The sequence below is a fragment of the Cupriavidus sp. WKF15 genome, from assembly GCF_029278605.1.
Taxonomy (GTDB): domain Bacteria; phylum Pseudomonadota; class Gammaproteobacteria; order Burkholderiales; family Burkholderiaceae; genus Cupriavidus.
This window is the reverse complement of record NZ_CP119572.1, coordinates 1,803,275-1,828,091: the sequence shown is the minus strand read 5'-3', so window position 1 is coordinate 1,828,091 and position 24,817 is coordinate 1,803,275. Positions and strand designations below refer to the sequence as shown.

The 24,817-nt window shown below is 64.5% G+C and carries 20 protein-coding genes and 1 rRNA gene; 8 read left to right on the top strand and 13 right to left on the bottom strand.

Features of this window, described 5'->3' with window-relative positions:
- Positions 1 to 3: 3 nt before the first annotated feature.
- The gene (gene tauA, locus CupriaWKF_RS08495; RefSeq protein ID WP_276100569.1) at positions 4 to 1,002 is read right to left on the bottom strand and encodes a taurine ABC transporter substrate-binding protein; all 999 of its coding nucleotides are present in this window, start codon (positions 1,000 to 1,002) and stop codon (positions 4 to 6) included.
- A gap of 688 nt (positions 1,003 to 1,690) precedes the next feature.
- Positions 1,691 to 2,254, bottom strand: a complete 564-nt coding sequence (locus tag CupriaWKF_RS08490) for a ProQ/FinO family protein (protein ID WP_276100568.1) — start codon at positions 2,252 to 2,254, stop codon at positions 1,691 to 1,693.
- A gap of 166 nt (positions 2,255 to 2,420) precedes the next feature.
- On the opposite strand from CupriaWKF_RS08490, the gene CupriaWKF_RS08485 reads away from it, so the two are divergent.
- Positions 2,421 to 2,837: a cupin domain-containing protein gene (locus CupriaWKF_RS08485; protein WP_276100567.1), complete on the top strand. Its 417-nt coding sequence runs from the start codon at positions 2,421 to 2,423 to the stop codon at positions 2,835 to 2,837.
- Positions 2,838 to 2,870: 33 nt separating this feature from the next.
- Here CupriaWKF_RS08485 and CupriaWKF_RS08480 read toward each other — a convergent pair whose 3' ends face one another.
- Positions 2,871 to 4,091 (bottom strand): tyrosine-type recombinase/integrase, encoded by a 1,221-nt coding sequence (locus tag CupriaWKF_RS08480; RefSeq protein ID WP_276100566.1) that lies wholly within the window; start codon positions 4,089 to 4,091, stop codon positions 2,871 to 2,873.
- A 137-nt stretch (positions 4,092 to 4,228) separates the two neighbouring features.
- Here CupriaWKF_RS08480 and CupriaWKF_RS08475 point away from each other — a divergent pair, with 137 nt between their 5' ends.
- Together CupriaWKF_RS08475 and CupriaWKF_RS08470 are read left to right on the top strand one after the other, a co-directional pair.
- On the top strand, positions 4,229 to 5,287 hold the full coding sequence (locus CupriaWKF_RS08475) for a DNA-binding protein (RefSeq protein ID WP_276100564.1): 1,059 nt from the start codon (positions 4,229 to 4,231) through the stop codon (positions 5,285 to 5,287).
- Between the two features lie 128 nt (positions 5,288 to 5,415).
- Positions 5,416 to 5,799, top strand: a complete 384-nt coding sequence (locus tag CupriaWKF_RS08470; protein ID WP_276100562.1) for a nuclear transport factor 2 family protein — start codon at positions 5,416 to 5,418, stop codon at positions 5,797 to 5,799.
- Positions 5,800 to 5,851: 52 nt separating this feature from the next.
- Here CupriaWKF_RS08470 and CupriaWKF_RS08465 read toward each other — a convergent pair whose 3' ends face one another.
- A complete protein-coding gene (locus CupriaWKF_RS08465; RefSeq protein ID WP_276100561.1) occupies positions 5,852 to 6,676 on the bottom strand; it encodes a substrate-binding domain-containing protein in 825 nt (274 codons plus the stop codon).
- A 30-nt stretch (positions 6,677 to 6,706) separates the two neighbouring features.
- Positions 6,707 to 7,669, bottom strand: coding sequence for a tripartite tricarboxylate transporter substrate binding protein (locus CupriaWKF_RS08460; protein ID WP_276100560.1), 963 nt, complete (start codon positions 7,667 to 7,669; stop codon positions 6,707 to 6,709).
- 126 nt (positions 7,670 to 7,795) lie between these two features.
- Here CupriaWKF_RS08460 and CupriaWKF_RS08455 point away from each other — a divergent pair, with 126 nt between their 5' ends.
- Together CupriaWKF_RS08455 and CupriaWKF_RS08450 are read left to right on the top strand one after the other, a co-directional pair.
- On the top strand, positions 7,796 to 8,716 hold the full coding sequence (locus tag CupriaWKF_RS08455; protein ID WP_276100723.1) for a LysR family transcriptional regulator: 921 nt from the start codon (positions 7,796 to 7,798) through the stop codon (positions 8,714 to 8,716).
- Positions 8,717 to 8,826: 110 nt separating this feature from the next.
- Positions 8,827 to 9,672 (top strand): class II glutamine amidotransferase, encoded by an 846-nt coding sequence (locus CupriaWKF_RS08450; RefSeq protein ID WP_276100559.1) that lies wholly within the window; start codon positions 8,827 to 8,829, stop codon positions 9,670 to 9,672.
- 31 nt (positions 9,673 to 9,703) lie between these two features.
- Here CupriaWKF_RS08450 and CupriaWKF_RS08445 read toward each other — a convergent pair whose 3' ends face one another.
- The 8 genes from CupriaWKF_RS08445 to rpoD form a co-directional block, all read right to left on the bottom strand.
- Positions 9,704 to 10,171 (bottom strand): CBS domain-containing protein, encoded by a 468-nt coding sequence (locus tag CupriaWKF_RS08445; protein WP_276100558.1) that lies wholly within the window; start codon positions 10,169 to 10,171, stop codon positions 9,704 to 9,706.
- 63 nt (positions 10,172 to 10,234) lie between these two features.
- On the bottom strand, positions 10,235 to 10,588 hold the full coding sequence (locus tag CupriaWKF_RS08440) for a DUF190 domain-containing protein (protein WP_276100722.1): 354 nt from the start codon (positions 10,586 to 10,588) through the stop codon (positions 10,235 to 10,237).
- 73 nt (positions 10,589 to 10,661) lie between these two features.
- Entirely contained in the window at positions 10,662 to 11,006 is a 345-nt protein-coding gene (locus CupriaWKF_RS08435; RefSeq protein ID WP_276100557.1) for a DUF190 domain-containing protein, read from the bottom strand.
- Between the two features lie 153 nt (positions 11,007 to 11,159).
- Positions 11,160 to 12,068: a DMT family transporter gene (locus CupriaWKF_RS08430; protein ID WP_276100556.1), complete on the bottom strand. Its 909-nt coding sequence runs from the start codon at positions 12,066 to 12,068 to the stop codon at positions 11,160 to 11,162.
- Between the two features lie 126 nt (positions 12,069 to 12,194).
- A complete protein-coding gene (locus CupriaWKF_RS08425) occupies positions 12,195 to 14,975 on the bottom strand; it encodes an Hsp70 family protein (protein WP_276100554.1) in 2,781 nt (926 codons plus the stop codon).
- Between the two features lie 28 nt (positions 14,976 to 15,003).
- Positions 15,004 to 16,851, bottom strand: a complete 1,848-nt coding sequence (locus tag CupriaWKF_RS08420) for an Hsp70 family protein (RefSeq protein WP_276100553.1) — start codon at positions 16,849 to 16,851, stop codon at positions 15,004 to 15,006.
- Positions 16,848 to 17,432 (bottom strand): DUF2760 domain-containing protein, encoded by a 585-nt coding sequence (locus tag CupriaWKF_RS08415; RefSeq protein ID WP_276100551.1) that lies wholly within the window; start codon positions 17,430 to 17,432, stop codon positions 16,848 to 16,850. Before CupriaWKF_RS08415 ends, CupriaWKF_RS08420 begins: the two co-directional genes overlap by 4 nt.
- A 298-nt stretch (positions 17,433 to 17,730) precedes the next feature.
- Entirely contained in the window at positions 17,731 to 19,695 is a 1,965-nt protein-coding gene (rpoD, locus tag CupriaWKF_RS08410; RefSeq protein WP_276100549.1) for an RNA polymerase sigma factor RpoD, read from the bottom strand.
- A 519-nt stretch (positions 19,696 to 20,214) separates the two neighbouring features.
- Here rpoD and CupriaWKF_RS08405 point away from each other — a divergent pair.
- The 3 genes from CupriaWKF_RS08405 to CupriaWKF_RS08395 all read left to right on the top strand — a co-directional run bounded on the left by CupriaWKF_RS08405 (position 20,215) and on the right by CupriaWKF_RS08395 (position 24,585).
- Positions 20,215 to 21,603, top strand: a complete 1,389-nt coding sequence (locus CupriaWKF_RS08405) for a sensor domain-containing diguanylate cyclase (protein ID WP_276100548.1) — start codon at positions 20,215 to 20,217, stop codon at positions 21,601 to 21,603.
- 267 nt (positions 21,604 to 21,870) lie between these two features.
- Complete coding sequence (locus CupriaWKF_RS08400) at positions 21,871 to 22,518, top strand: hypothetical protein (protein WP_276100547.1); 648 nt, start codon at positions 21,871 to 21,873, stop codon at positions 22,516 to 22,518.
- 535 nt (positions 22,519 to 23,053) lie between these two features.
- Positions 23,054 to 24,585 (top strand): 16S ribosomal RNA (locus tag CupriaWKF_RS08395).
- The last annotated feature ends 232 nt before the right edge of the window (positions 24,586 to 24,817 follow it).

The following is a 24,817-nucleotide window of genomic DNA, read 5'->3' as shown; positions in this document are numbered from 1 at the left end:
TGGTTACTGCGCGGCGCGCCGGACCCACTCGGCGTTGACGCCGCTGCTGTAGTCGGGCAGCACGGTCTGGATCGTGCCCTGTTCCTTCAGGAAGACCGCCGCCGAGCGCAAGGCGCTGGCCGCGCCGCCGCCGAGCCAGCGCGGCGAGGCTTGCTCCTGGAGCGTGGGGAAGCTGTACAGCGCCATGCTGGCCGGCACTTCCTCGGCCTTGGCGCCGGTCAGCCGGGCGATCGCCCTGATGTTCGGCGAGTCGGGGGTCCAGGCGGCCTTGTTATTGCGGTAGTTGTCGTCGGCGACGGCCAGCACGCGTACAAACTTGACCATGAAGTCGGGGTTCTCGCGCGCGAACTTCTTGTTGGCGATCATGCCGTCGAAGGTGGCCTTGCCGGTCTGCGCGGCGATCTGGCCGGAGGTCGTCAGCACCTTGCCCGAGTGCTTGACCTTGGCCAGCACCGGGTCCCAGATGAAGGTGGCGTCGATGTCGCCGCGTTCCCATGCGGCGGCGACTTCCGGCGGGCGCATGTTCATGATCTTGACGTCCTTCGGATTGACCTTGGCCTGCTCCAGCGCGACCAGGGTGTGGTAGTGCGTCGTCGAAACGAACGGCACACCCACGCGCTTGCCCTTGAGGTCGGCGATGCTGGTGACCTGCGACCCGTTGCGGGCCACGAGCGCCTCAGCGGCGTTGATGTCGTCCAGGATCCAGAACAGCTCCACGTCCAGCCCTTGCGACAGGGCCGAGGCGATCGGCGACGAACCGGCCTCGCCGATGGCGATCTGGCCCGAGGCCATGGCGCGGATCACGTCGCCGCCACCGGTGAACTGGCGGAACGAGACCTTGTAGCCGGTCTGCTTCTCCACCTCCTTCATGTCCTGGGCATAGCGCCAGGGCACCACCATGTCCTGATAGGCGATCACGACTTCCTTCGCCTGCGCATGGGCGGCCGGGGCCAGGACGGCCGCCAGTGCGACGCCTGCAGCCAGTTGCTTGAACCAATGCATGATGAGACTCCTCGTAGATTGAGACTGCTTGCATGCCGACCGCAGCGGCGGCACGGTGGGTCGGCACCGACGCGGTGCCCGCGTTTGGTGCCTAAACGAGGAGGAGAGGAAGTTGAGCAAGAGTCATGCCAGTCTCCTATGGTGGGGTGTCTATGCACCCTCTCTGTTTGATGGGCTTCCCGGATGGGATGGGAAGCGCCGGCACATGACGCTTTCTGCGACATGTGAACGCCATGGTAGGGAAGGGAGTTAGGCGGGGTTAGTGCCAGTCCTGGGGTTTTGATGGGTCCAGGTTTTTGAGGGGGAGGTATGGAGATGGGAGGGGGGTGCTGGATGGGGGTATCGTGCTTGGCGGGCGCCGCTGTTTCGCCGGCGTAGCCGGCGAGTCACTTTTGTCTCGCGACAAAAGTAACCAAAAACGCGTTTTCGTGGCTGACGAACGGGCCGAGGCGGTGAAGACGGTACAGGGCATAGCCAGACTGCCTGCCGCGTAGATGATCAGGATAGAGACGTCAGATGAGCGAACCCGGATTACTTGGTGCTTGGTGGCCCCTCCTCACAGCGCCTTCGGTGGGACGCCTACGGCTGCGCTGCGCGCGGCTCGGGGGAAAACGAAGGAGGGGCATCGACGTCGCCGGTGCCGGCGACGTCGATGCCCCTCCGCTATGCCTGCTGCAGCTAAACCGTCTTACTCTGGCTTGGCCGCTTCCTCTTTGGCCGGCTCCTCTTTGGCCGGGCCGCTCTTGTTGGCGTCCGCCGCAGGCTGATCCTTGGCCTTCTGCGCCCGGGTGGCGCGGTATTGCTGAGACCGCTGCTGCTGGGCCCGCTTGGCGTCAGCCAGCGTCACCTGCCCGGCGGGCTCTCCCGCCAGATCGACGCGCGTGGCGCCTTCCACCATGCACGTCCAGTACCGTGTGCCGCGGCACCACGTGCGGACCGCCTCGCGCAGCATCGCTTCGTCCAGCGCCAGTGATGCGGCATGCTGCAGCAGATCCTCGAAGATGCCGACCTTGAGCGGCGCCTTGGGCGCGGGATTCTTGGGGAAGGCCAGCGGGAAGCGCTTCTGCAGCTTGCCGATGGCCTGAATCACCGGATCGACGGGCTTGCCCGCATTGGCAGGCTTGGCCGCCGAGTCAGCGCGCGCACGGGGCGGCTTGGCCGGGCGTGCTTCCTTCGCTTGCTTGGCCGGACGGGCTTCTTTCGCCTGCTTAGCCAGTTGTGCTTTCAATGCTGCCAGTTGTTCGAAACCCATCGTGTCCTGCCAAGTGAGAATTTTGGGGGGGATTTTAACAGTCCCGGCCCCAACCCTAGCAGCGCGGCTTTCGTCATCGCACAGTCGCTGCTCTATGCTGCAGTAGCACCCGGTGGCCGTGCCAGCGCCGTATGCCACGCCATCCGCCGGCTTCGATGGAGATCCCATGTCAGACGAAACCCATGACGCGCCGCAGGACGTGGTCGTCGTGCATCCCGACCGGGAGGTATCGACGATGCAGAAACTGCCGTATTTCGTAGGCATATCGCGGCAAACGGCCGGTGCAAGGGCGCTGTCCATGTCGATCGTGGTCGTCCCGCCCGGCGGCCATGCCGAGCCGCACATGCACCGTGGGTATGAAACCGGCATCTACGTGCTCGAGGGCCGGGTGGAAACCCGCTACGGACCGGGCCTGCGCCAGTCAGTCGTGACCGAGGCCGGCGATTTCCTGTTTATTCCGCCAGGCGTGCCGCATCAGCCGTTCAACCTCAGCGACACGGCGCCGGCGCGCGCGATCGTGGCGCGCGACAACCCGGATGAGCACGAAGAGGTCGTGCCCTACGATCCCGAGGCCGACGCATAGCCGGCCCCCGGTCACAGGGGCAAGCTGGCACATTCACTTTGTCCACCCGATCCTGTGCCGGTCCTGCGTTGCCTGGTGCCGCGCATCGTCCTCGGTGTGCAGGTAGATGCTGGTGGTGGCAATGGAGGCGTGGCCGAAATTGTCGCGCACATGGCGCAGGTCCACTTGCCGGTCGCTCATATGCGAGCCGGCCGTATGCCGCAGCCAGTGCGCCGACGCGCTGGCGAGCACCTCGGCCTGCGCCTCCCATTCCGGTCCCCGCGCCCGCAGCCGCTCGGCCGCCATGCCGAACACTTCCTTGATGACCAAGTGCAGCGCACCGCGCGACAGGGCCCTTTCGCGGCCAATGACCGGCAAGACCAGCGGGCGCTCCTCGCCCATCTGCGGGGTGGGCGGGAGCCCATGCGCGCGGCGATACCGTGCCAGTTCGGCGATCAGCTCGTCGGTGGCGGGGACCAGGCGGGGCTTGTTGCCCTTGCCGGTGACTTCGAGCCACCAGCGCTCGACGCCTTGCGCATCGCGCCGGCAGAAGAAGGCACCCATGGCGGTGCCTGCGACTTCCGCCGCGCGCAGGCCGCCGAGATAGAGCACGGTGCACAGCCAGCGGCAGCGCGCCGCGTGCAGGCGCTCGCGGTCGGTGTCCGTCGGCATGGCTTCGATCGCCTCCTTGACCGCATCCCACAGCGCATGGCTCAGGTAGCGCGTGACCCGCGCCTTTGCCGGGCCGCGCCTGCGGCGCGCGAGCGATAGCGGATTGCCGCCCAGGTAGCCAGCTTCGGTGAGCCAGGCAAAACAGGCGTTCAGGATCACCATGGCCTGGCGCGTGCTTGCCGGCGACAGCGGGCCGGCAAAGGGACGCCAGTCGGGATGGCTGCGGGCCAGCTTCTTGTTGCCAGCCAATACCCAGCGTGCAGCAGGCTGGGGATCCGACAGGAAGTGCTCATAGGCCAGCAGGTCCTCGTGCGTCAGCGAGGACAGGGGCTTGCCGCGCTGCAACGTTGCCCAGAGCACCAGCCGCTCCACCTCGCGGCGATAGGCCTGCAGCGTGGCCGGAGTATTGGTGTAGCGAGCCAGCCAGGCGGCAATGGCGGCCAGGTCATCCGAGGCGGCGATCTGCGCCGCGCGCGCCGGCGCGCGATTCGCGCCTTGGGTGCCGGAAAGCTCTGCGGGCAGCCGCAGGCGCTCTAGTGGCACGGGCAACGCGGCGACAAGGGTGGACGCGGCTGGATAACGGGGATCCAAGGCTGAACTCATGGATAGATGCAAGTCGATAATGTGATCTCGGCGTAATTATAGACATAAGAAAACTTATGTCTAAAGAAATGAAAAGAAAACGTATTCATTACGTATTACGTAGTAAAATTCCAAAATAAAATCTGACTTCGTCACTGATGCCAACTTCCGACCTGAGCCTGAGCGACGCCACCTTGCAAGCCGATCTGGCCGAGTTGCGCGCGCGTTTTCCCGAGACGCGCGCGTTGTATCGCGAGGTATGCGGGCTGCTGTTTTTCCGCTACGGCGTCACGCCGACAGCCAACAAGCTCTACAGCCTGGTGCGCAAAGGAAGCATGGGTACGCCCGCCGAGGTGCTTCAGCAGTTCTGGCAGGAGCTGCGAGGGCGTACGCGCGTCACGATCGATCATCCGGATCTGCCCGATGCACTCAAGGATGTCGCCGCCGAAGCGGTCAAGACGATCTGGCAGGCCGCCAACGACGCCGCCAGTAACGAGCTGTCCGCGCTGCGCGCCGAAGCGCGCGACGCGGCGAGCGCCGCCGAGGCGGAGCGCGATGCCGCACGCGCCGAGACCGTGGCCGCGCGCGAAGACGCGCTGGCGATCTCCGCGCAGCTGGGCGAGGCACGGCAGGCTCAAGAAGCCATGCAGGCCGAACTGGCCGCGGAGCGCCAGGCACACGCCGGGACGCAAGGGCGTCTGGAAGCGGGCCGTGCCGAACTGGAGGCGGCTGGCCGGCAGCTCGCGGATCTGCGCAAGCAGTTTTCGGCGGAACTGGAACGCGCGCGCGAGCAGGTGCAGATCGCCCAGGAGCGGGCGGAAGCCAGCGAACGGCGCGCGTTGCGCGAACTGGACCAGGAACGTACCGCGCGCCAGAAGGGCGAGCGGCTGGTGGAAGAAATGCGTGCCGACCTGGCGCAGGCCCGCAATGAGGCGCGCGAGGCCGCCGTGAGCCATGCCGAGGTCAGGGCGCGGCTGGAAGCAAAGGTGGCGGCCCAGGCAGAGCGGCTGGACGCCGGCGAACTCGCGCATGGCAGGCAGGCCATCGAGCTTGATCGGGTCGGCGCCGAACTCACGGAGGCGCTACGGCGGGCCGAGCGGGCGGAAGCCGAGGGCGCGCTGGCGCGTCAGCTTCTGTCGGAACTGCGCGTGGCACCGCCTAAACGGGACGGCAGTGGTGGACGGCGGCGCAAGTCCGGTGACGGCAACGAACAATGAGCGGACGGACCCGCTCCGCCGGATCCAGAAGCAGATGATGGACAACGGGCGCCGGCTTGACACCTCGTCGATTCGCGCTAATTTGGAATCGCTGATGGCCCGGTCTTCAATCCCACTCAGGATCCGTCATGACCACCTCACTTTCCGTCGTCAAGGCCGCCTACGACGCCTTTGGGCGTGGCGATGTACCAGCCATCCTGGATCTGCTCGCCGACAAGGTGGATTGGAAGATGCTGGGTCCGCCCGCCATCCCGTACGCCGGACAGCGGGAGACCAAGGAAGAGGTCGCGCGGTTCTTCGCTGAAGTGGCGCAAGCCGACGACATGCAAAGCTTCGAACCGCGCGAATTCATCGAGGCGGGCGAGAACGTCACCGTACTCGGCTTCGAACGATTCACGGCCCGCCCGGAGGGACGTCTGGTCGAAACCGAGTGGATTCACGTCTTTACCGTCCGTGACGGCAAGGTTACGCGCTGGCGTGGCTGCTATGACACGGCGGCTCGATTTGTGTAGCTGTCTTGCTACGAGCAGAAGTACACAAATCCGGGAAACCGTTTCAATCAGGCTATCGATTCTGGGGTTGGCCGAGCGCCGGGGGCGACGGTGGTGGCAGCGGTTTTGCCACAGGCTCCAGTCCCGTACTGCCCGCGATCGCAGCCGCAGCCGGCGACGCAAGGAAACTGACGAACCGCGAAGACGCCGGCGTTTGCCGGCCAGCGATGGTTCCGGCAGAAAAGTAAACTTTTTGCTGCAACTCGGCTGGCAAGGGACCGACGTAGTCCAGTTCCTTGAACGGCAACAATTCGCTGACCTGCTGGAAGCCAATCTCGGCATCGCCTCGCGCTACCACCGCGCCGACACGCTCGCTGTAGATCTTGTGGGCTTTGTCCTTGATCTTGTCCGCGACGCCAAGCCGGGCAAACAGTTCATTGGAGAGATATGTGCCGCTGGCACTCGCGGAATATGCGATGGATCTGGCGTTGAGCAGGGTCTGCCGCAGGGCCTCTGTCGTGCTGATGTCCGGCTTTGGCGTGCCCTTGCGCACGGACATGCCGATCAGCGACCGGGCCAGGTCCACCCGGCTGCCGGCGGCCACCTTGCCCTCCGAGACCAGCTTGTCGAGACCGGAGTCCGCAAGAATCACGACATCGAAGGTCTCGCCCCGCGCCAGCCGGCTTGGAATGGAGTCCGGCGCATTGCCCATCGACGCGCCGAAGGCAGTGATGACATGGTCCTGCGTGGCGGCCTCGTAAAGTGGCACGAGTTGCTGATAGGCGGCAGTAAAGCCACCCGATGTAATCACACGGATATCGTCTGCCCATGCCGGGCCGGCCAGCCAGAGCATAAGAACCGGCAAGGCGTTCCTGGCGGCAAGGATTGTCAGCTTCATGTTGTCTCCTGATTGACCAATGCGGATCCGTCAGTCTTCCTTCATATTGGCCGCGCGCGCGATCGGCGCCAGGCGAGCCTTTTCGCCTGCCAGGAATTTGGTGAAGTCAGCCCGCGTCCCGCCCATCGGCTGGATGCCTTGCGGGATGAGCCTGGCGCGCAGCTCAGGGGACTTGATCGCGGCGTCGATGGCCTTGTTCATCTTGTCGAGAATCGCGTCGGGGGTCCCGCGCGGTGCGAATACGCCGGACCAGTGACCGATGAAGATGCCGGGATAGCCGAGTTCGGTAGCGGTGGGCAAATCCGGCATCGCGGCAATGCGCGTATTCCAGGTGGATGCGATGGCCCGCAGCTTGCCGCCCTTGACCTGGGGAAGTACCACGACGCTGGCCTCGGAGGTTGCATCAACCTGTTTGCCGACCACCGCGACCATGCCTTCGGAGCCGCTCTTGTAAGGGATGATCTCCAGTTTTGCGCCGGTCGCAAGCTTCAGCATCTCCGCAACGAAATGCGGCGTGCTGCCGGTACCCGCCGTAGCGAAATTCAGGCTCTTTCCACCTTTGCCGCTGGCAATCAGGCTCTTGAGGTCCTTGATCGGCGAGTCGGCGGGCACGACGATGACTGACGGGCTGACGGCCAGCATGGCGACGGGCACCAGATCCTGCTCTTTGTATGGCATGTGGGATTTGATCATCCCGTTGGTGATCACGCCGGCCGCCGGTGCCAGGAAGGTATAGCCGTCCGGGGCGGACTTGGCGACATAGTCGGCACCCAGGACCGAGCCGGCGCCAGGCTTGTTCTCCACGATGATGGGCTGGCCCAGTTGCTTGGATGCGGCGTCGGCCACGGCCCGGGCGACAAGGTCGTTGGCGCCGCCAGGGCCAAACGGCACGACGAACTTCACGGGCTTTGCGGGCCAGGTTTCCGCCCAGGCGGTCAGGGTGCATGCGGTAAGGGCAAGGGCGAGCGCCAGATGGCGAACTGCGTATTTCAAGGTAAGTCTCCGAGATCAGTCTGATTTTTTTGCGCTTTCCGGCACGTCGCGACGCCCCGAGCAGGCGTTGCAAGCGTATCTCCGGGCGACTAATCTGTGAACTGCAATATTCTGATGACTCGATGCATGTTACACATTAATTTCGCCCTGGAAGACTTGCAGGCCTTTGTCGCGACTGCCGAAAAAGGGAGCTTCCGCATGGCGGCCGAAACTCTTCACATTTCGCAGCCAGCCCTCAGCCGGCGTATCGAAAAGCTGGAGAAGACGCTTGGCTCCCGTCTGCTGGACCGGACCACGCGCCGCGTGGAGACGACGAATATTGGCCGGCAGTTCCTGGAGGAAGCCCGCGCCGCGCTGGATATCCTCGACAACGCGGTGTTCCGTCTCGGCGACGAGGCTTCGCTTCAACGCGGCCTGGTGACAGTGGCTGCGATACCGTCTGCCGCGCTGCATTTTCTGCCCGATGCGATCCATGCGTTCGCCAGCCGGCATCCGGGTGTGCGGGTCCGTGTCATTGACGAAAGTGCAAATGCCGTGCTGGTCAGTGTCCTGTCGGGGGAATCGGATTTCGGGCTCAACTTCGTGGGCGCCCAGGAGCCCAACATCGAGTTCCGCGCGATCCGCGCGGAGCCCTACCAACTGGCGTTGCGGCGGGACCACGCGTGGTCCGGGCGGGCGAGCGTGGCCTGGGAGGAGCTGGCCGGGCAAAGGATGGTCAGCGTGTCGAAGCAAAGCGGCAATCGCGCCTTGATCGAAAATGCCATCGCCCACCTCGAGCGGCGCCCCACCATTCACTACGAAGCCAACCACGTGGTCGGCGTGCTGGCGCTGGTTGAGGCTGGGCTTGGCATGGCCGTGCTGCCGGGCATGGCGGTGCCACACGATCATCCGCGGCTTTGCGCTATCCCATTGATCGAGCCCCCGGTGGACCGTGTCCTTGCGTTGATACGCCGCCGTGACAGGCCATTACAGCCTGCCGCGCAGGCCCTGTATGAAATGATCGCGCCGGAAACGGCGGCGGGTGCCCGGATTGCTGCGATGCGATGAGATGAGTGAACCCAAGCCGGTGAATGCCGCGGTCCTGTGCTTTGCTGATCGCGGGTAAAATTGAAGTGTGGGCCGGAAGGCACCGGACCCGCGCCAACAGGAGGAGCATCATGTGCCGCTGGCTGGCCTATTCAGGCCGATCCGTCCCGCTCGAAGCGGTGCTATTCCAGCCGGAACACTCGCTGATCGACCAGAGCCTGAATTCCCGGCTGGGCCATACCACCACCAATGGCGACGGCTTCGGCGTGGGTTGGTATGGACGCCACTCGGAGGTGCCGTTCCGGTATCGTTGCCTGCACCCGGCCTGGAGCGATACCAACCTGCGCGAGGCGGCGCGGGCGGTACGGGCGCCGCTGTTCGTCGCCCATGTGCGTGCTGCCACCGGCACACCGACGCAGGAAACCAACTGTCATCCGTTCCGCTTCGGCCGTTGGCTGTTCGTTCATAACGGCCTGATCCGTGAGTATCCGTTACTGAGGCGCGACCTGATGATGGCCGTGTCGCCGCAGCTGTTCCGCTGGATCGAAGGGTCCACGGATTCCGAGGTGATGTTTTTCCTTGCACTGACCTTTGGGCTGGAACGCGACCCGCGTGGCGCGCTGGAGCAGATGGCAGGGCTGATCGAAGAGGTCGGCCACCGCTACGACGTCGAGCATCCGCTCAACATGACGGTCTGCGTGACCGACGGCCAGCAGGTCGTGGCGGTGCGCTATTCCAGCGAGTCGGCCTCGCGCTCGCTGTTCCACAGCACCTCGTTCCGGCAGCTGCGCGCACTGTATCCCGATGATCCGCGCATTATCGCTGCCGGCGACGATGCCTTCCTGGTGCTGTCCGAGCCGCTGATCGACGTGCAGGGCGTGTGGCAGGAGATTCCCGAGGCCACGATCCTGACCGCGCGCGGCGGCGTGATCGACCACAATCGCTTCCGCCCCCGGATGCCGGATCTGTCCGGGTAGCGCTTCAGCCATCGCGGTGTGCCGCACCCGTCTAGTAGCACCCGCCCGTGTCGACGGTCAGGCTGAGCACGTCGTACTCGAGATCCTTGATCAGGTGCTCGTCTTCGCGGAACAGTTCCTCGAGCACATCGTGACTGGACAGCACGCCGACGACACGATCGGACTCAAGGACCGGCAGATGCCGGATCCGCCTGGCATGCATCAGCGCGAGGCATTGCTCGCACGAATGTTCGGGCGAGATGCAGACCACCTGGGTGGTCATAATCTCGCGGATTCGCGTCTCGCCGGCATTGCGGCCGGCCAGTTCAACCTTGCGCGCATAGTCGCGCTGCGAAACGATGCCGGCGAGCTTTTCGCCCTGCATGACCAGCACCGTGCTGACGTCCTTGTCGGCCATCAGCGCAAGCGCGGACAGCACGGTGTCATCCGGTCCGACCGCAATGACCTGGCGTGGCTTGTCCGACAGGATCTGGCGCGCTGTCTTTCTCTCTTTTTTCATCGTCGTCTCCGGCAAAGGGGGGATTGGCCAGACCATGAGGCGTCATCCGCACCCAACTGCTTCTCAGGAATTGCCCGACGGGGAGCCGTCGGAGGCTGGCGCCGCTTTGCCGAGGAAGCCGAACTCCACCGGAAACTTTGCGTAGAAGACATGCACGTCTTCGGCGGCGAGGCGGTCAAACAGCGCCTGGATCTCCGACTCGGTCGCGATCATCGTGATTTCTTCCGGGCGGTCGGAAAGTTCGACGAAGTGCCAGCTATGAAAGCGGTGATCGTGCCCGATGCCTTCGGCCGCGACCATGTGGGTCGCGCCCCGGAAGTTCATCTCGCGCATGACTTCTAGCAGCCAGTGGGAGAGCTGCTTGCCGTGGTGCCGGCGGTTCTCGACCGTATAGAGAGTGACTTGGTAGCCATGCACGATCATCTCCCAATGCATTGCCATGCCGGAAGGGGCCTGCATCCAGTCTACTCGCACGCGGCACCGATGCCGCTTACGGCTTGGATGTCGCCGTCTTGCTGCCACCGGCATTGCCGAACTCCACCGGCGTCCGCGCGTAGAACAGCGCAAGGCCTTCTTCTTCGTCTAGCCGGCGGAACACGCGTTCGCAATCGGCTTCGCTGACCACCATGCAGATTTCGACTGGCTGGTCGTGCGGGGAGCGGAAATGATAGCGATGGAGTTCATGGTCATGCCCCAGTCCTTCCGTGCCGACCATCATGGTGACGCCGGCGACGCCCATCTCCTTGAGCGTCTCCATCAGCCATTCCGCTAGCAGCTTGTTACCGTGCCTGCGGTCATGCTGGGTATAGAAAGTGACTTGATAGCCGCGCTCCATGATGCCTCCTTTTGCGCCAACCGACCGATGCCAATATTGCCAATACCGTCGCCGACATTGGCTTAGGCCGCCGCCGCATGCCACAGCATGCGCTTTTCCGCGTGAACCCGTGTGCAAGCGAAATGCGCTCGTCCTCGCGCCCACGCGGGCGGTTCAGCGCCGTTGCGCCAGCCAGATACCGGCTCCGATGGTCACGAGTCCGACCGCGTGGTACCAGCGCGGCCAGTCGCCCAGCAGCAGCGTGGAAAGCAGCGCCGCGAACACCGGCGTCAGCGTGATGAAGAAGGACGGCAACTGCGCACCGGCGCGGGCGATGGCCCGGTCCCACGCGAAGTAGGCGAGCAGTGAAGGAATCGTGGCGACATAGAGCAGGATGGCCGCGACCTTGCCGCTCCATTGCAGCGGCTGGTCCAGCGTCATCAGTTCCCAGGCGGTCACGGGCGCGCTCACGACCAGGCCAGTGACAATCTGCGCGAACAGCAGTACCGGCAGCGGCAACTCGGGACGCTGCTTGCGCAGCAGCCACGTGTATCCACTCCACGCGATCGTGGCGGCCAGCATGAACAGGTCGCCGGCGACGAAATCGAGCTGCGCCAGGCGGCCGAGTTCGCCGCGTACGAGCACGAAGGACACGCCAACCAGGCACAGCAACGCGCCCGCGACGTGCCAGGGCTTCATCTTCTCGTGGAAGCAAGTGGCGCCGATCACCAGCAGGAACAGCGGGGTGGACGCGCCGATCAGCGTCACATTGATCGGCGTCGAAGTGGTCAGGGCCAGGTACTGGAGCGCGTTATAGCTGGCGATCGAAAGCGTGCCCAGCGCGACGATCACGCCCGCATGGCGGCGCAGTGTCGCGCGGTGCGCGATGGCGCCGCGCCACGCGTAAGGGGCCAGCAGCAGGCCAGCCAGCAGCCAGCGCACGAAATTCAGGGTGACCGGGGGCACGGTTCCTGCGGCAAAGCGGCCGACGATGGCGTTGCCCGCCCAGCTCAGAGGCGGGAAGGTGAGCAGGAACAGGGTGGTCCAGTCCAGGCGTCTGGTGGCGGTGGCGCTTGCGTGCATGGGGGATGCTTTGGCGTTCGAGGATCACGCATTATCCGTCAGGCATGGCGTGGCTGCTGAGACACATGGGGTGGGGTTGGTCATTACCTATTCCCCACAATCCGCAGAAGAACCCAAAAAAGCTGGTCAAGGCGCGCCGCCAATCAGCTTCAGGCCAGCCGGCAGCGCCTCCCCAAAGACCCGTCCCTCGTCAGCCGCATCCAGCTCGACCGCTTCGCGCACCATGGCGATCCAGCTCTGCGGGGCATTGGCGGCGGCGAGCCGCTGCACCACGGCCGCCCGGACTTCGTCAGGCAGGTCACGCGTGCGGTCGCCGGTCATGCGCGAGATCTGCGTCGCGGCGAAGGCGGCCGGTTCGACTTTCTTCCAGTCCAGGGCAAGAATGGCGTCCACCCATTGCGCGGCGACCTCGGCTGGCACGACGCCGTGCGCGCTGCCATAGAACGGCCGGCGCGCGCCGATCCGTCCCACGGCCCACCAGCTCTGGTTGTTCTCGGAGGGTTTGCGCAGGCGCGTCAGCAGCCATTCGGCGACTTCTATCTTGCGCTCGGCGGAAATGTTCTCCAACGACCCGGCCAGACGGACCATGTCGGCATATCCGGACCGTGTGGGGCCGGCGGGCTTTTTGTAGTGCGCGCTGCCAGGAGGCTGGAGATAGAACGCCATATCGTCGAGCAGCCGCAGCTGCGCGCTTTCATCGAGGCCGCCGGCCGCGCGGCGCCACAACGTCCACCATTCCGACCAGTTCTGGTTCTCGTTGACGTACTGGATGCCCTGGTCATACAGCGACCAGAGCTGCTCGACGCGCCATTCGTCCAGCGGATAGCCAAAGCCGGGGCGCACGCAGTAGCCGGCCAGGTTCAGCCAGAGGCGTTCGTGGTCAGCCGTGCGGCGACGGCGCTTGGCACGCTCCCAGAAGGCGGAGAACAGCTCGCGCAGCAGCGCGCTGTCCCACTGCTCGCGCGGCCCGAGCATCTGTTCCAGTTGCGCCCGCTGCCGCTTGACTTCCTTGGGATCGACGCCTTGCGAACGCGCGCCGAATGTACGGTCGATCGCCTCGATGGCTTGCGGCAGGCGCGGGTGCAGCGTTTCCGTCGTGGCGGCCGGAGCCGGCGCTTCATTGCCCCTGAGCTGGAATTCGAGCCGCCAGCGTTGCGAGGCATCGGCAAGCTCGTGGCAATGCACTTCCAGCGTGCCGACCTCGGTCAGCGACGTCGTGATCTGTACCGGCGTTTCCTTTGGCCCACTGGCGCCGCGCGGCTGCACGACGGTGGCGATCGGCGGCAGGCGAACGAAGTCCGCGCCCGCGAGATCGGCCAGTTCGCCGGGCTGGTAAGCGGTGTCGGCCACCGACGAGACCAGGTGGAACTGCACCGGATGCCCGAGCCGCAACGCGAAGGTACGGTCCTTGAGGTGGATTTCCTGGCCTTCCTCGGTGCCGCGCGGCAGCAGGCAGATGCCTTGCTGGCCCGACGCGCCGTCATCGAGCACGAGGAAGTAGCTGCGCGGCGAACCGCCGCCGATGCGCGGTGCCTGTCCCGAGCGGGCGCGGGCATAGGCCACCGCGCCGCGCGCTACGGCGACATCGGGGTCGGGGTTGTGCAGGACGTTCAGCGGTGATCCGCGCCAGTCGCCCAGGGTATCGGCGATGCGGCCCGCGAGCGCCTCGGCCCGGAACACGCCGCCATTGAGCAATAGCGTGTCCGGCATCGGCAAGGCGTCGTCCTGCGTCTGTGGCAGGTCCAGCGCCGAGCGCGACTGTGCCGCGTGCTGGCCGAGAAAGGCCGCAAGGTGACGAGTGACGGCCGGGTCGGACGCATACGGCAGGCCGAATTCGACAATGGCGCCGCGCGCGCGTCCCGGACGCTCGCTCGACGACACCTTGGGGAAGAAACCATCGACGACGAGCTGTTCGACCTCCTGCCGCGTCAACTCCACCGAACGCGCGCCACCGATCAGCCGCGAGCCAGCGCCGAGCAGCGTGACAGTGACGGCCTCCGGCGCTTGCGCGCTGAGCAGTTGTTCCTTGGCCGCGCGGCAGCGCGCGACCAGCTGGGACAGGCCCGACGCGGACAAGCGCGCCTGCGTGGGGCCAAGGCGTGCCTCGGCGACGTGCGCCAGGGCAAGATCCATGTTGTCGCCGCCGAGCATCAGGTGGTTGCCCACGCCGATCCGTGTCAGTTGCGGCTGCCCGTCCTGCATATCCACGCGGATCAGCGTCAGGTCGGTGGTACCGCCGCCCACGTCGCAGATCAGCACGAGCCGGGTTCGAGCAAGGTCCGCGTTCAGGGTCTGGCGATGATGGAACAGCCAGTCGTAGAGCGCGGCCTGCGGTTCCTCGAGCAGGCGCAGCGCGGGCAGGCCGGCCATGCGCGCGGCTTCCAGCGTGAGCGCACGCGCGCCCTCGTCGAACGACGCGGGCACGGTCAGCACGACGTCCTGGTCTTCGAGCCTTGCATCGGGAAACTGGTGGTTCCAGGCTGCGGCGACGTAGCCCAGGTAGCTGGCACTGGCGGCGACCGGCGAGATCTTCCCGACTTCCTCGTCCGCGCCCCACGGCAGGATGGGCGCGGTGCGGTCGACCGCCGCATGCGATAGCCAGCTCTTGGCGCTGGCCACGAGCCTGCCGGGCACCTGCGCACCGAGCGTGGCGGCCAGCCGGCCGAACACCGTGCGGCGCGCGGCGGCGCTGGCGGCGGATTGCCACGGCAGCTGCAGGTCGTCGCCGCTGATCTCGCCCGGCGCCGCGTGGTAGCGAACCGAGGGCAGCAAGGGGCGCGCGGCGACTTCGCCGAGGCCCACGAGCTGGTCGATCCCGAAGACGCGGATGTCGTCCGATCCTGTCTCCGCATAGGCGACCACCGTATTGCTGGTGCCGAGGTCAATGCCGACGGTGTACCGCTTCATCGCTTCCTTGCTTATTTGCGGCTGGTGATCAGGTGTCCGCTCCGCCGCGCACGTCGAATTCAACCTTCCAGCGCTCGCTGCCGCCACTCGGCACGGCTTCGAGCTCTAGCGTGCCGGCTTCGGTCACGCGCGCGTGCAGCCTGACCGGCACCACATCGCCGGGCGTGCGGCCGTCGGCCGGCAGGGTTGCCTGGATTTCCTCGAGTTCCTGCAGTTCCTCGGGGCCCCAGAAATCGAGCAGCGTACCGACCTGGTCCTGGCGGCGCACCGACGAGCCGAAGAAACGGAAGTGAACGGGCTCGCCCACCACCAGGCCGAACTCCTGCGGCGGCAGTTCGGCATCGGTGCCTTCCTCCATGCCAAACGGCGCCACGCACAGCGCCTGGATCGGCGGCTCGAACCCCGGTACCGCAGGCATCGACGATTCCACGGCGATGTAATACGAGCGCGCGGTGCCGCCACGGATGCGCACGCCCTTGCCGCGCCGCACATAGCCGTAATAGGCGGCACCCCGGGCCACGGCCAGGTCCAGCTCGGCGCCGCCGAGCAGGCGTGCCGGCGCCGCGCCTTCCGACGCAAGCCAGCCGTTCAGCGTCTGCAGGATGCGGTCCGCCAACAGGCCGGACTTGAACACGCCGCCGTTGAAGAGGACCGCGGTCGGGTGCAGGAAGGTCGCGCTGGCCGGCTGCGTGGCTTGCATACCCTCAAGCTCCGCGAGCGCCCCGACCTGGCGGCCGAGGAAAGCGGCCAGGTGCCGGGTGACCGCCGCATCCTGTGCATAGGGCAGGCCGAGCTGCGTCAGGCCGACGCGCGCGCGGCTCACCGGCCGGGCCGACACGTCCACTTGCGGGAAGAAGCCTTCCAGGATGATCTGGGTCAGCTCGGTGCGGGTCAGGTCCGTGCGGATCGATCCGCCGATCAGCTTCGAGCCACGGCTCGGCACGACCAGCGGCACCGAGTCGGTGGTCGGGTCGGTGAGCAGCGTTTCCTTGGCGGCGCGGCAGGCATAGGTCAGTGCGCGCAGCTGCCACGGATCGGCTTGTGTACCTTGCGCCGCGAGCTTGCGCGCGACCACGTGGGCCAGCGCCAGGTCCATATTGTCGCCGCCGAGCAGAATGTGCTCGCCGACGGCGACGCGATGCAGCTCCAGGTTGCCGTCGCGCTCGATCACCGCGATCAGCGACAGGTCGGTGGTACCGCCGCCAACGTCCACGACCAAAATGATGTCACCGACCTTCACCTGCTTGCGCCACTGCCCGCCGCTTTTCTCGATCCAGCTATAGAGCGCGGCCTGCGGTTCTTCGAGCAGGGTCATGCGTGCATAACCCGCGGCGGCGGCTGCCTCCGCCGTCAGTTCGCGCGCGGCGGGGTCGAACGAGGCCGGAATCGTTACCGTGACGTCCTGCTCAGCGAACGGTGCGTCGGGATTGGCCTGGTCCCACGCCTCGCGCAGGTGCGTGAGATAGCGCACCGAAGCCTCGAGCGGCGAGACGCGCGGCACTTCGGGCGGCGCATCGTTCGGCAGGATGGCGGCGCGGCGGTCCACGCCAGGGTGGCACAGCCAGCTTTTCGCGCTCGATACCAGGCGGATCGGCGTGCCTGCACCGCGGCTGCGGGCCAGTTCGCCCACGGCGAATTCACGTGTTGCGTTCCACGGCAGCGCCAGGTCGCCAGGGGCCAGCTCGCTCTCGTGCGGCAAGTACAGGAAGGAGGGCAGGAGATCCCGCGCTTCCGTCGCGCCGGGGCCGGTGAGCTGCGGGACGGCCAGGACACCCTGGCTGGTCTTCTCGCCGTCGCTGCCGGTCAGGTCGACGTAGGACAGGGCACTGTGCGTGGTGCCCAGGTCGATGCCGATGGAATAGCGCGCGTCGCTCATAGTTCCACCTCGGCGGGGGCGATGACGGTGGCGTCATGACGTTCGGCCAGTCGCGGCAGCCGCACTTCCTCGGCCTTCCAGCCGCGATGGCTGAGGCTGCCGTGGAAAGGCGCGCTGCCCACCACGTTGCCGGTCAGGCGAACGGCGGTAGCGTCAAAGCCGTCAGCCAGCGTGATGCGGCTGCCCTCGGCTTCGGCGCGCACCGGCCGGATCGTGAAATGCTCGCGCAGGACGGCACGGCAGCCGTCGTGCACCAGGCGCGCGGCGGCTCCGATCTCGGTATCGGTGTAGCCGGTGATGTCTTCCTCGACGAAGTCGATGAAGCGCGCATCGCGCTGGAGCAGACCCAGAAGTTGCAGAGCCGCCACAGGGCTCGCTTCCTTCAATGCCGGTGCCGGGGCTGGTGCGGGAGCAGCCGGCGTCGGCACGGGCGCAGCCACCGGTGCCGGGGCAGCGGCGGGGAATGCGCCGGTGCGCAGGCGCCGTACGTTCGCAGCGAGTTCGCCGTTACCCAGGATGGCAAGGAAGGTACCCACGGCAAGCGAAATCCTGCCAAGGAATGAGATGTTCGAGTCAGTCATGGAAAAACTCCTGTGTGCTCTGTTGAAGGACGAGCTGTCCTACGGCCACGGCGAGTAGCGGATGGGGCACGCGGACCGGTGCATCGGAAAGCCACTGCGCTGGCGGATACACCATGCATTCCAGCCGGATTGTGCACCAACCAATATGTCAGGCGGCCATTCGGCCGTGCACGGCCACTCACAACCGTGCGTGGAGATGGCGGAACATGTGAAAACCGGCAGCCCAAGGGCTGCCGGCATCTTTTTCATCCCGCGCGGGCGCATCCTGCTAGCCGCAAGACGCCTGCCTGGGTGCCGATCACGCGTCCCGCAGGTAGGTGATCAGCTGATCGGCCCGGCTCGGATGGCGCAGCTTGCGCATGGCCTTGCTCTCGATCTGGCGAATCCGCTCGCGCGTCACATCGAACTGCTTGCCGACCTCTTCCAGCGTGTAGTCGGTCGCCATGTCGATACCGAAGCGCATGCGCAGCACCTTGGCCTCGCGCGGCGTGAGTTCATCGAGCATTTCACGCACGACTTCGCGCAGGCTGGCCTGCAGCGCGGCGTCGGCCGGCGTCGCGGTGTCCGAATCGGCAATCATGTCGCCAAGGCTGGTGTCGCCGTCTTCGCCCACTGGCGTTTCCATCGAGACCGGTTCGCGGGCGATCTTCATGATCGCGCGGATCTTCTCCTCGGGCATGTCCATGCGCTCGGCGAGCACGGCCGGATCGGGTTCCTTGCCGGTCTGCTGCATGAGCTCGCGCGACAGGCGGTTGAGCTTGTTGATCTGCTCGATCATGTGGACCGGAACGCGGATCGTGCGGGCCTGGTCGGCGATCGCGCGCGTGACGGCCTGGCGCACCCACCACGTCGCGTAGGTGGAGAATTTCCAGCCGCGGCGGTACTCGAACTTGTCCACGGCCTTCATCAGGCCGATGTTGCCTTCCTGGATCAGGTCCAGGAACTGCAGGCCGCGGTTCGTGTACTTCTTGGCAATCGAGATCACCAGGCGCAGGTTGGCCTGCGTCATCTCGTGCTTGGCCTGGCGCATCTGCCGCTCGGCGGCCAGCATCTTGCGGTTCACCGCCTTCAGCTCGGCCAGCGGCAGTACCGCGCGGGCCTGGATGTCGACCAGCTTCTGCTGGTGGGCTTCCAGGTCGGGCAGCGCGCGTGACACGGCAGCGCTGTACGGACGCGATTCGGCGGCAAGGTCGCGGCCCCAGTTCAGGTTGGTCTCATTGCCCGGGAAGCGGGCAATGACGTCCTCGCGGTCCATGCCGCAACGATCCACCAGCAACTGGACCACCTGGCGCTCGACCACGCGCACGTCGTCGACCATGGTCTGGACATCGGCGCACAGGCGTTCGATGGTTTTCGCGGTGAAGCGAATCGTGCGCAGTTCGTCGCGCACCGTGTCCCGGGCGGTCACGAAACCCTTCGAGTCCGCGCCGTTGGCGGCGTATTCCTGCTGCATGCGCTCGAACTGCTCGGCAACGCGTGCAAAGCGCTTCAGGCATTCGTCGCGCAGCTTGGCGAGGTCGGCTTCGGCGCTCTGCTGCGAGCTGCTGCCTTCGTCGGCGTCGTCGTCTTCTTCGTCGCCATCGTCTTCGTCCGACGTGTCGGCGCTGTCGTCGTCGGCGTCGTCGGCGCTGGCGGTCAGGGCAACGTCCGCGCCGCTTTCATCGCTCAGGCCATCGACGAGGTCGTCGATGCCCATCTCATTGCTGGCGACGCGGCCGGACAGCTCGAGGATGGTCGCGATCGTGGACGGGCAGGCCGAGATGGCATGCACCATGTTGTTCAGGCCTTCCTCGATCCGCTTGGCGAGCTCGACTTCTTCCTTGCGCGTGAGCAGCGTGGCGGAGCTCATTTCGCGCATGTACATGCGCACCGGGTCGGTGGTCCGGCCGAACTCCGAATCCACGGTGGACAGCGCCACCTCGGCTTCTTCGTCGGCCTGATCGTCGGAGGCCACCACGGCGTTGTCGCTGAGCAGCAGCGTCTCGGCATCGGGCGTCTGCTCGAAGATCTTCACGCCCATTTCGGCGAACGTGGCGACGATGCTTTCCATCGCCGCCGTGTCGGTGAAGTTCTCTTGCAGGTGGTCGCTGATGTCCGCATGGGTCAGATACCCACGCTGCCTGCCCAGCTGGATCAGGGCACGCAACTGCTGGCTGCGCGCGTTGACTTCGTCCGGCGACATGGATTCCGCCGAGGCGCCAAGGGCTTTGACTGTACCTGCTTCGCGGCCTTTGGCAGCCGTTCGTTGTGGACCGCTCGTCATCTACTGCTGTTTCCTTCGTGAATCGCGTTTTGATTGCAGCGTGCACTCATTGCGTGCGTTTTCTGGCCTGCTGTCAAGGCATCGGACTGGCATTGGGCGTGGCGGTGAGCCAAATTCGGGCCATGTGGTCCGTGGAGCAGGGGGCGCATATTCTACAGTGTTTGTTGCGTTGCAGCATGTCGGGGCGTGGATGTCATGGGTTGGCTCCCGTTGGCAGGCAGCATCCCGACGTTCACGACCTTGTTTGCGCCCCATTCGCCGGCCGCACCGACAAAAGGGAGGTGAACCCTCCGGTCATTGCGGCGCCAATCAGGTCCCCGAAGCGCGGACGACCCCTGAATACAGCCTCACCCGATACACCGGGACTCGCTGCGGCAACCTCACAGTATACCGCTGGTCCGCATTCTGGGTAAGACAACAATCGATTCACCATGTGACGCAGCACCAACGCGCAACACCGCGCAAGTGGCGGATCGGCCCATGTATACTCGGCGCTCAGATCCCATCCCGGACGCCTGTATGCCTGTTCCGCCGCCATTTGCAGACATACCGACCAGCGCCCTCGGCGTGCGGGTCGACCCGCATGCACATTGCCGCGAGGAACTCGCGTCGCTGCGCAAGCGGGAACAGTTGCTTGCACTGGCGATTGCCGGCAGCGGCACCGGAATCTGGGACCGCAATGTCGCGACGGGTGAAATCCAGTATTCAAGTGGCTGGAAAGCCATGCTCGGCTATGCCGACTGGGAAGTGTCGAACCGGATCGAGGAGAGCTACACCCGCCTTCATCCCGATGACCTGGACTACGTCAAGGCGACGATGCAGGCCCACTTCGACGGCCAGACCGACAGTTACGAGGTCGAACACCGGATCCGGTGCCGGGACGGCAGCTACAAATGGATCTGCAGCCGGGGCAAGGTCGTGGACCGCGACGGCATGGGCCGGGCGCTGCGTATGGTTGGCACGAGCACCGACATTACGTCGCTGCGCACGATGTCGGAGAGCCTGCGCGAAGCCGTCAACCTGATCACGAACCTGACGAATGAAGTACCCGGGCTGGTGTTCCAGTACTGCGCATTGCCCGAAGGACGTTCTTTCTTTCCTTATGCGAGTGCTGGCATCAGGGAAATCTACGAGCTGACGCCGGCCCAGGTGGCTGCCGATGCGTTGTGCATCGAAGCCCTGATTCATCCTGACGATCTTGCCGCGTATCGTGCCTCGTTTCATGCTTCGGCGGCCCAGCTCTCGCCGTGGCACCTCGAGTACCGCGTGCAATTGCCCATGCAGGGCCTGCGCTGGCGGCAGGGCGATGCCAGGCCGCAGCGCTTGCCGGACGGCAGTATCCTGTGGCATGGCTTCATCACCGACGTGACGGAGCGCAAACGTATCGAAGCCGAGTTGCAGGAACTGGCGACGATCGACAGCCTGACCGGATTGCCGAACCGTCGTCATTTCATGACACAAGTCGAGACGCGGCTCGCCAGCCTGCGGAGTGGCCGCGGCACCGGCACCGCCACCGACATGGCGCTGATGATGTGCGACCTTGACCATTTCAAGGCCATCAATGACCGCTGGGGGCATGGCGTCGGGGATCGCGCACTGCGCCACTTCGGGGGCATCCTGCGCGCGCATTTGCGGCCCGGCGACATGGCCGGCCGTCTCGGTGGCGAGGAGTTCGGCATCCTGCTCGACGGGGCCGATTTGCGCGGCGCGATCGGCGTGGCCGGGCGGATCCAGCGGCGTATTGCCGAGTACCCGCTGATCGAGCATGAGCAGCGGATCGACCTGACCGTCAGCATCGGCGTCACGCTCATGACTGCGGCAGATGCCAGTGCCGAAGCCCCGTTGTCGCGTAGTGACCTGGCGCTGTACCGTGCGAAGAAGGGCGGTCGCAACCGGATCGAGTCCTGACGCGTTCAGGTCTGCGATCCAGAAAGGATCCTGAACATGCCGAATGTGCGTACATCCTTCCTGAGTCCGGTTTCGTTCTGGCCCGGCCTGGCCGTTCTGCTCACAGGCGCTGTCGCGGTCGCGGCGCCATTCGCGTGTGCGGAAGAGCCCGTGGCGCAGGAGGATACAAACGTCTGCCGCACCATATGGTTTCCACGTGGGGCACGCATACAGATGGAGGCCGACGGTACGATGCCGCTGTCGCGCCGAACCATACTGCAGCCGCCATTGGCGACGGACGCAGGCTGCCAGGCCGACATCGAGATCCACTCCAAGACGGCATTGGCCGCATTGATGGGGCCGCCGGTCGTGACCGAGCAGAAACAACGCGTGCTGCTGCGGCCCGCGGCAAACGGGTCGCCCGCCAGTATCTCGGGTCAGGCTACCGTCAATGCATGGGGGCGCTATGCGCGCCTGTACGGAACGACCACCATCGACGGGCTGGGACTGCTGGATAACCAGTATCGGGGCCTGGCTCTGCGCCAAGGCGACGTGCTTCCCGGTGAATCGGTGGACGCTAGTGTGTCCTTCACCATCTTTTCGCGCGATACCGGCGATGAAGTGGGTAAGGTCGTCGCTCCGCACGCGACGGTTTCGGTGGCATCGCGCCGGGTCGGCAAGCGGGAGATCATCCGGACCGCGCTGGGCCAGTCGGAATGCGTGCCGATCGAGTATGTGCGTACGACTTCGTTGGGACCCATGGTCGTTGCGGGCGAGCAGATCGTGACGAAACCCACGCAGATGCAGGTCAGGGACTGGTACTGCCCGACCAATAGCATGGTCATGCGCCAGGACGTGTCCGAGGAGGGAAAGGTCCAGCACATCGAGACCACGGTGGTCGAGCCACTGTCCCAAGCCTCGGACCAAACGCCATAGCGCGCACTGCCGCGGTTTTCCGACTGCGTTCTAACTAAGCGGCTTAGGCCCGGCAGAAGGGCAGAGGGACACCGTTTGTGTTCAAAAGGTCTCTTATTGCTTTTTTTAGAAAAGGGCTTGCCAGTCAGGGGGCAAGGGATTAGTATTCGCCCCCTTCTGCTGGAGCCTTCGCTGCAAAGCGGCGTAAGGCAAAGGCAATTTGCAGGAATGAGCCCGGCGGCAAAGCAGCCTGGAAAAAGAAAATTCTCCGAAAGCTTGATTAACCGCAGAAAGTTCTTTATAGTCTCGTTCCTTCGCTGCTGACGAAAACGCAGCGACGCAAAACGGCAAAGCCGATTGCGAAGTTCTTTAACAAACAGACAACCGATAAGTGTGGGCGCTTGATGACGGATGCGAAAGACTTCGGTCTTTTAGCTCAAAAGTTATCAGTGCTCGCACAGCAAAACGTGACTGGATTTTCGGATCTGGTCAGTCAGTTTTCTGAAAGTGAGCGACCGCTCGAAAGAGCGAGGACCTTCGGGTCCACACAGAGATTGAACTGAAGAGTTTGATCCTGGCTCAGATTGAACGCTGGCGGCATGCCTTACACATGCAAGTCGAACGGCAGCGCGGGCTTCGGCCTGGCGGCGAGTGGCGAACGGGTGAGTAATACATCGGAACGTGCCCTGTCGTGGGGGATAACTAGTCGAAAGATTAGCTAATACCGCATACGACCCGAGGGTGAAAGCGGGGGACCGTAAGGCCTCGCGCGATAGGAGCGGCCGATGTCTGATTAGCTAGTTGGTGGGGTAAAGGCCCACCAAGGCGACGATCAGTAGCTGGTCTGAGAGGACGATCAGCCACACTGGGACTGAGACACGGCCCAGACTCCTACGGGAGGCAGCAGTGGGGAATTTTGGACAATGGGGGCAACCCTGATCCAGCAATGCCGCGTGTGTGAAGAAGGCCTTCGGGTTGTAAAGCACTTTTGTCCGGAAAGAAATCCTCTGCCCTAATACGGCGGGGGGATGACGGTACCGGAAGAATAAGCACCGGCTAACTACGTGCCAGCAGCCGCGGTAATACGTAGGGTGCGAGCGTTAATCGGAATTACTGGGCGTAAAGCGTGCGCAGGCGGTTTGATAAGACAGGCGTGAAATCCCCGGGCTTAACCTGGGAATGGCGCTTGTGACTGTCAGGCTAGAGTGCGTCAGAGGGGGGTAGAATTCCACGTGTAGCAGTGAAATGCGTAGAGATGTGGAGGAATACCGATGGCGAAGGCAGCCCCCTGGGACGTGACTGACGCTCATGCACGAAAGCGTGGGGAGCAAACAGGATTAGATACCCTGGTAGTCCACGCCCTAAACGATGTCAACTAGTTGTTGGGGATTCATTTCTTCAGTAACGTAGCTAACGCGTGAAGTTGACCGCCTGGGGAGTACGGTCGCAAGATTAAAACTCAAAGGAATTGACGGGGACCCGCACAAGCGGTGGATGATGTGGATTAATTCGATGCAACGCGAAAAACCTTACCTACCCTTGACATGCCACTAACGAAGCAGAGATGCATTAGGTGCCCGAAAGGGAAAGTGGACACAGGTGCTGCATGGCTGTCGTCAGCTCGTGTCGTGAGATGTTGGGTTAAGTCCCGCAACGAGCGCAACCCTTGTCTCTAGTTGCTACGCAAGAGCACTCTAGAGAGACTGCCGGTGACAAACCGGAGGAAGGTGGGGATGACGTCAAGTCCTCATGGCCCTTATGGGTAGGGCTTCACACGTCATACAATGGTGCGTACAGAGGGTTGCCAACCCGCGAGGGGGAGCTAATCCCAGAAAACGCATCGTAGTCCGGATCGTAGTCTGCAACTCGACTACGTGAAGCTGGAATCGCTAGTAATCGCGGATCAGCATGCCGCGGTGAATACGTTCCCGGGTCTTGTACACACCGCCCGTCACACCATGGGAGTGGGTTTTGCCAGAAGTAGTTAGCCTAACCGCAAGGAGGGCGATTACCACGGCAGGGTTCATGACTGGGGTGAAGTCGTAACAAGGTAGCCGTATCGGAAGGTGCGGCTGGATCACCTCCTTTCCAGAGTGTGCATCCCAAGTCGAGCGTTCACACTTATCGGTTTGTTTGTGGTTTCAGCCTGGGCTGAAGCCAAATGCAAGCGCTTAAATCTGAGCGCTTGCATTTGGCATTTGCCAAGCGATCGCGGGTCTGACCTGCGGATCGGCTGTTCTTTAACAATATGGGATGTAGTAAAGGTGTCGCGCGAGCGTTGATGAGACGCTGCAGTACAAAACGCGATACCGGGTTGTGA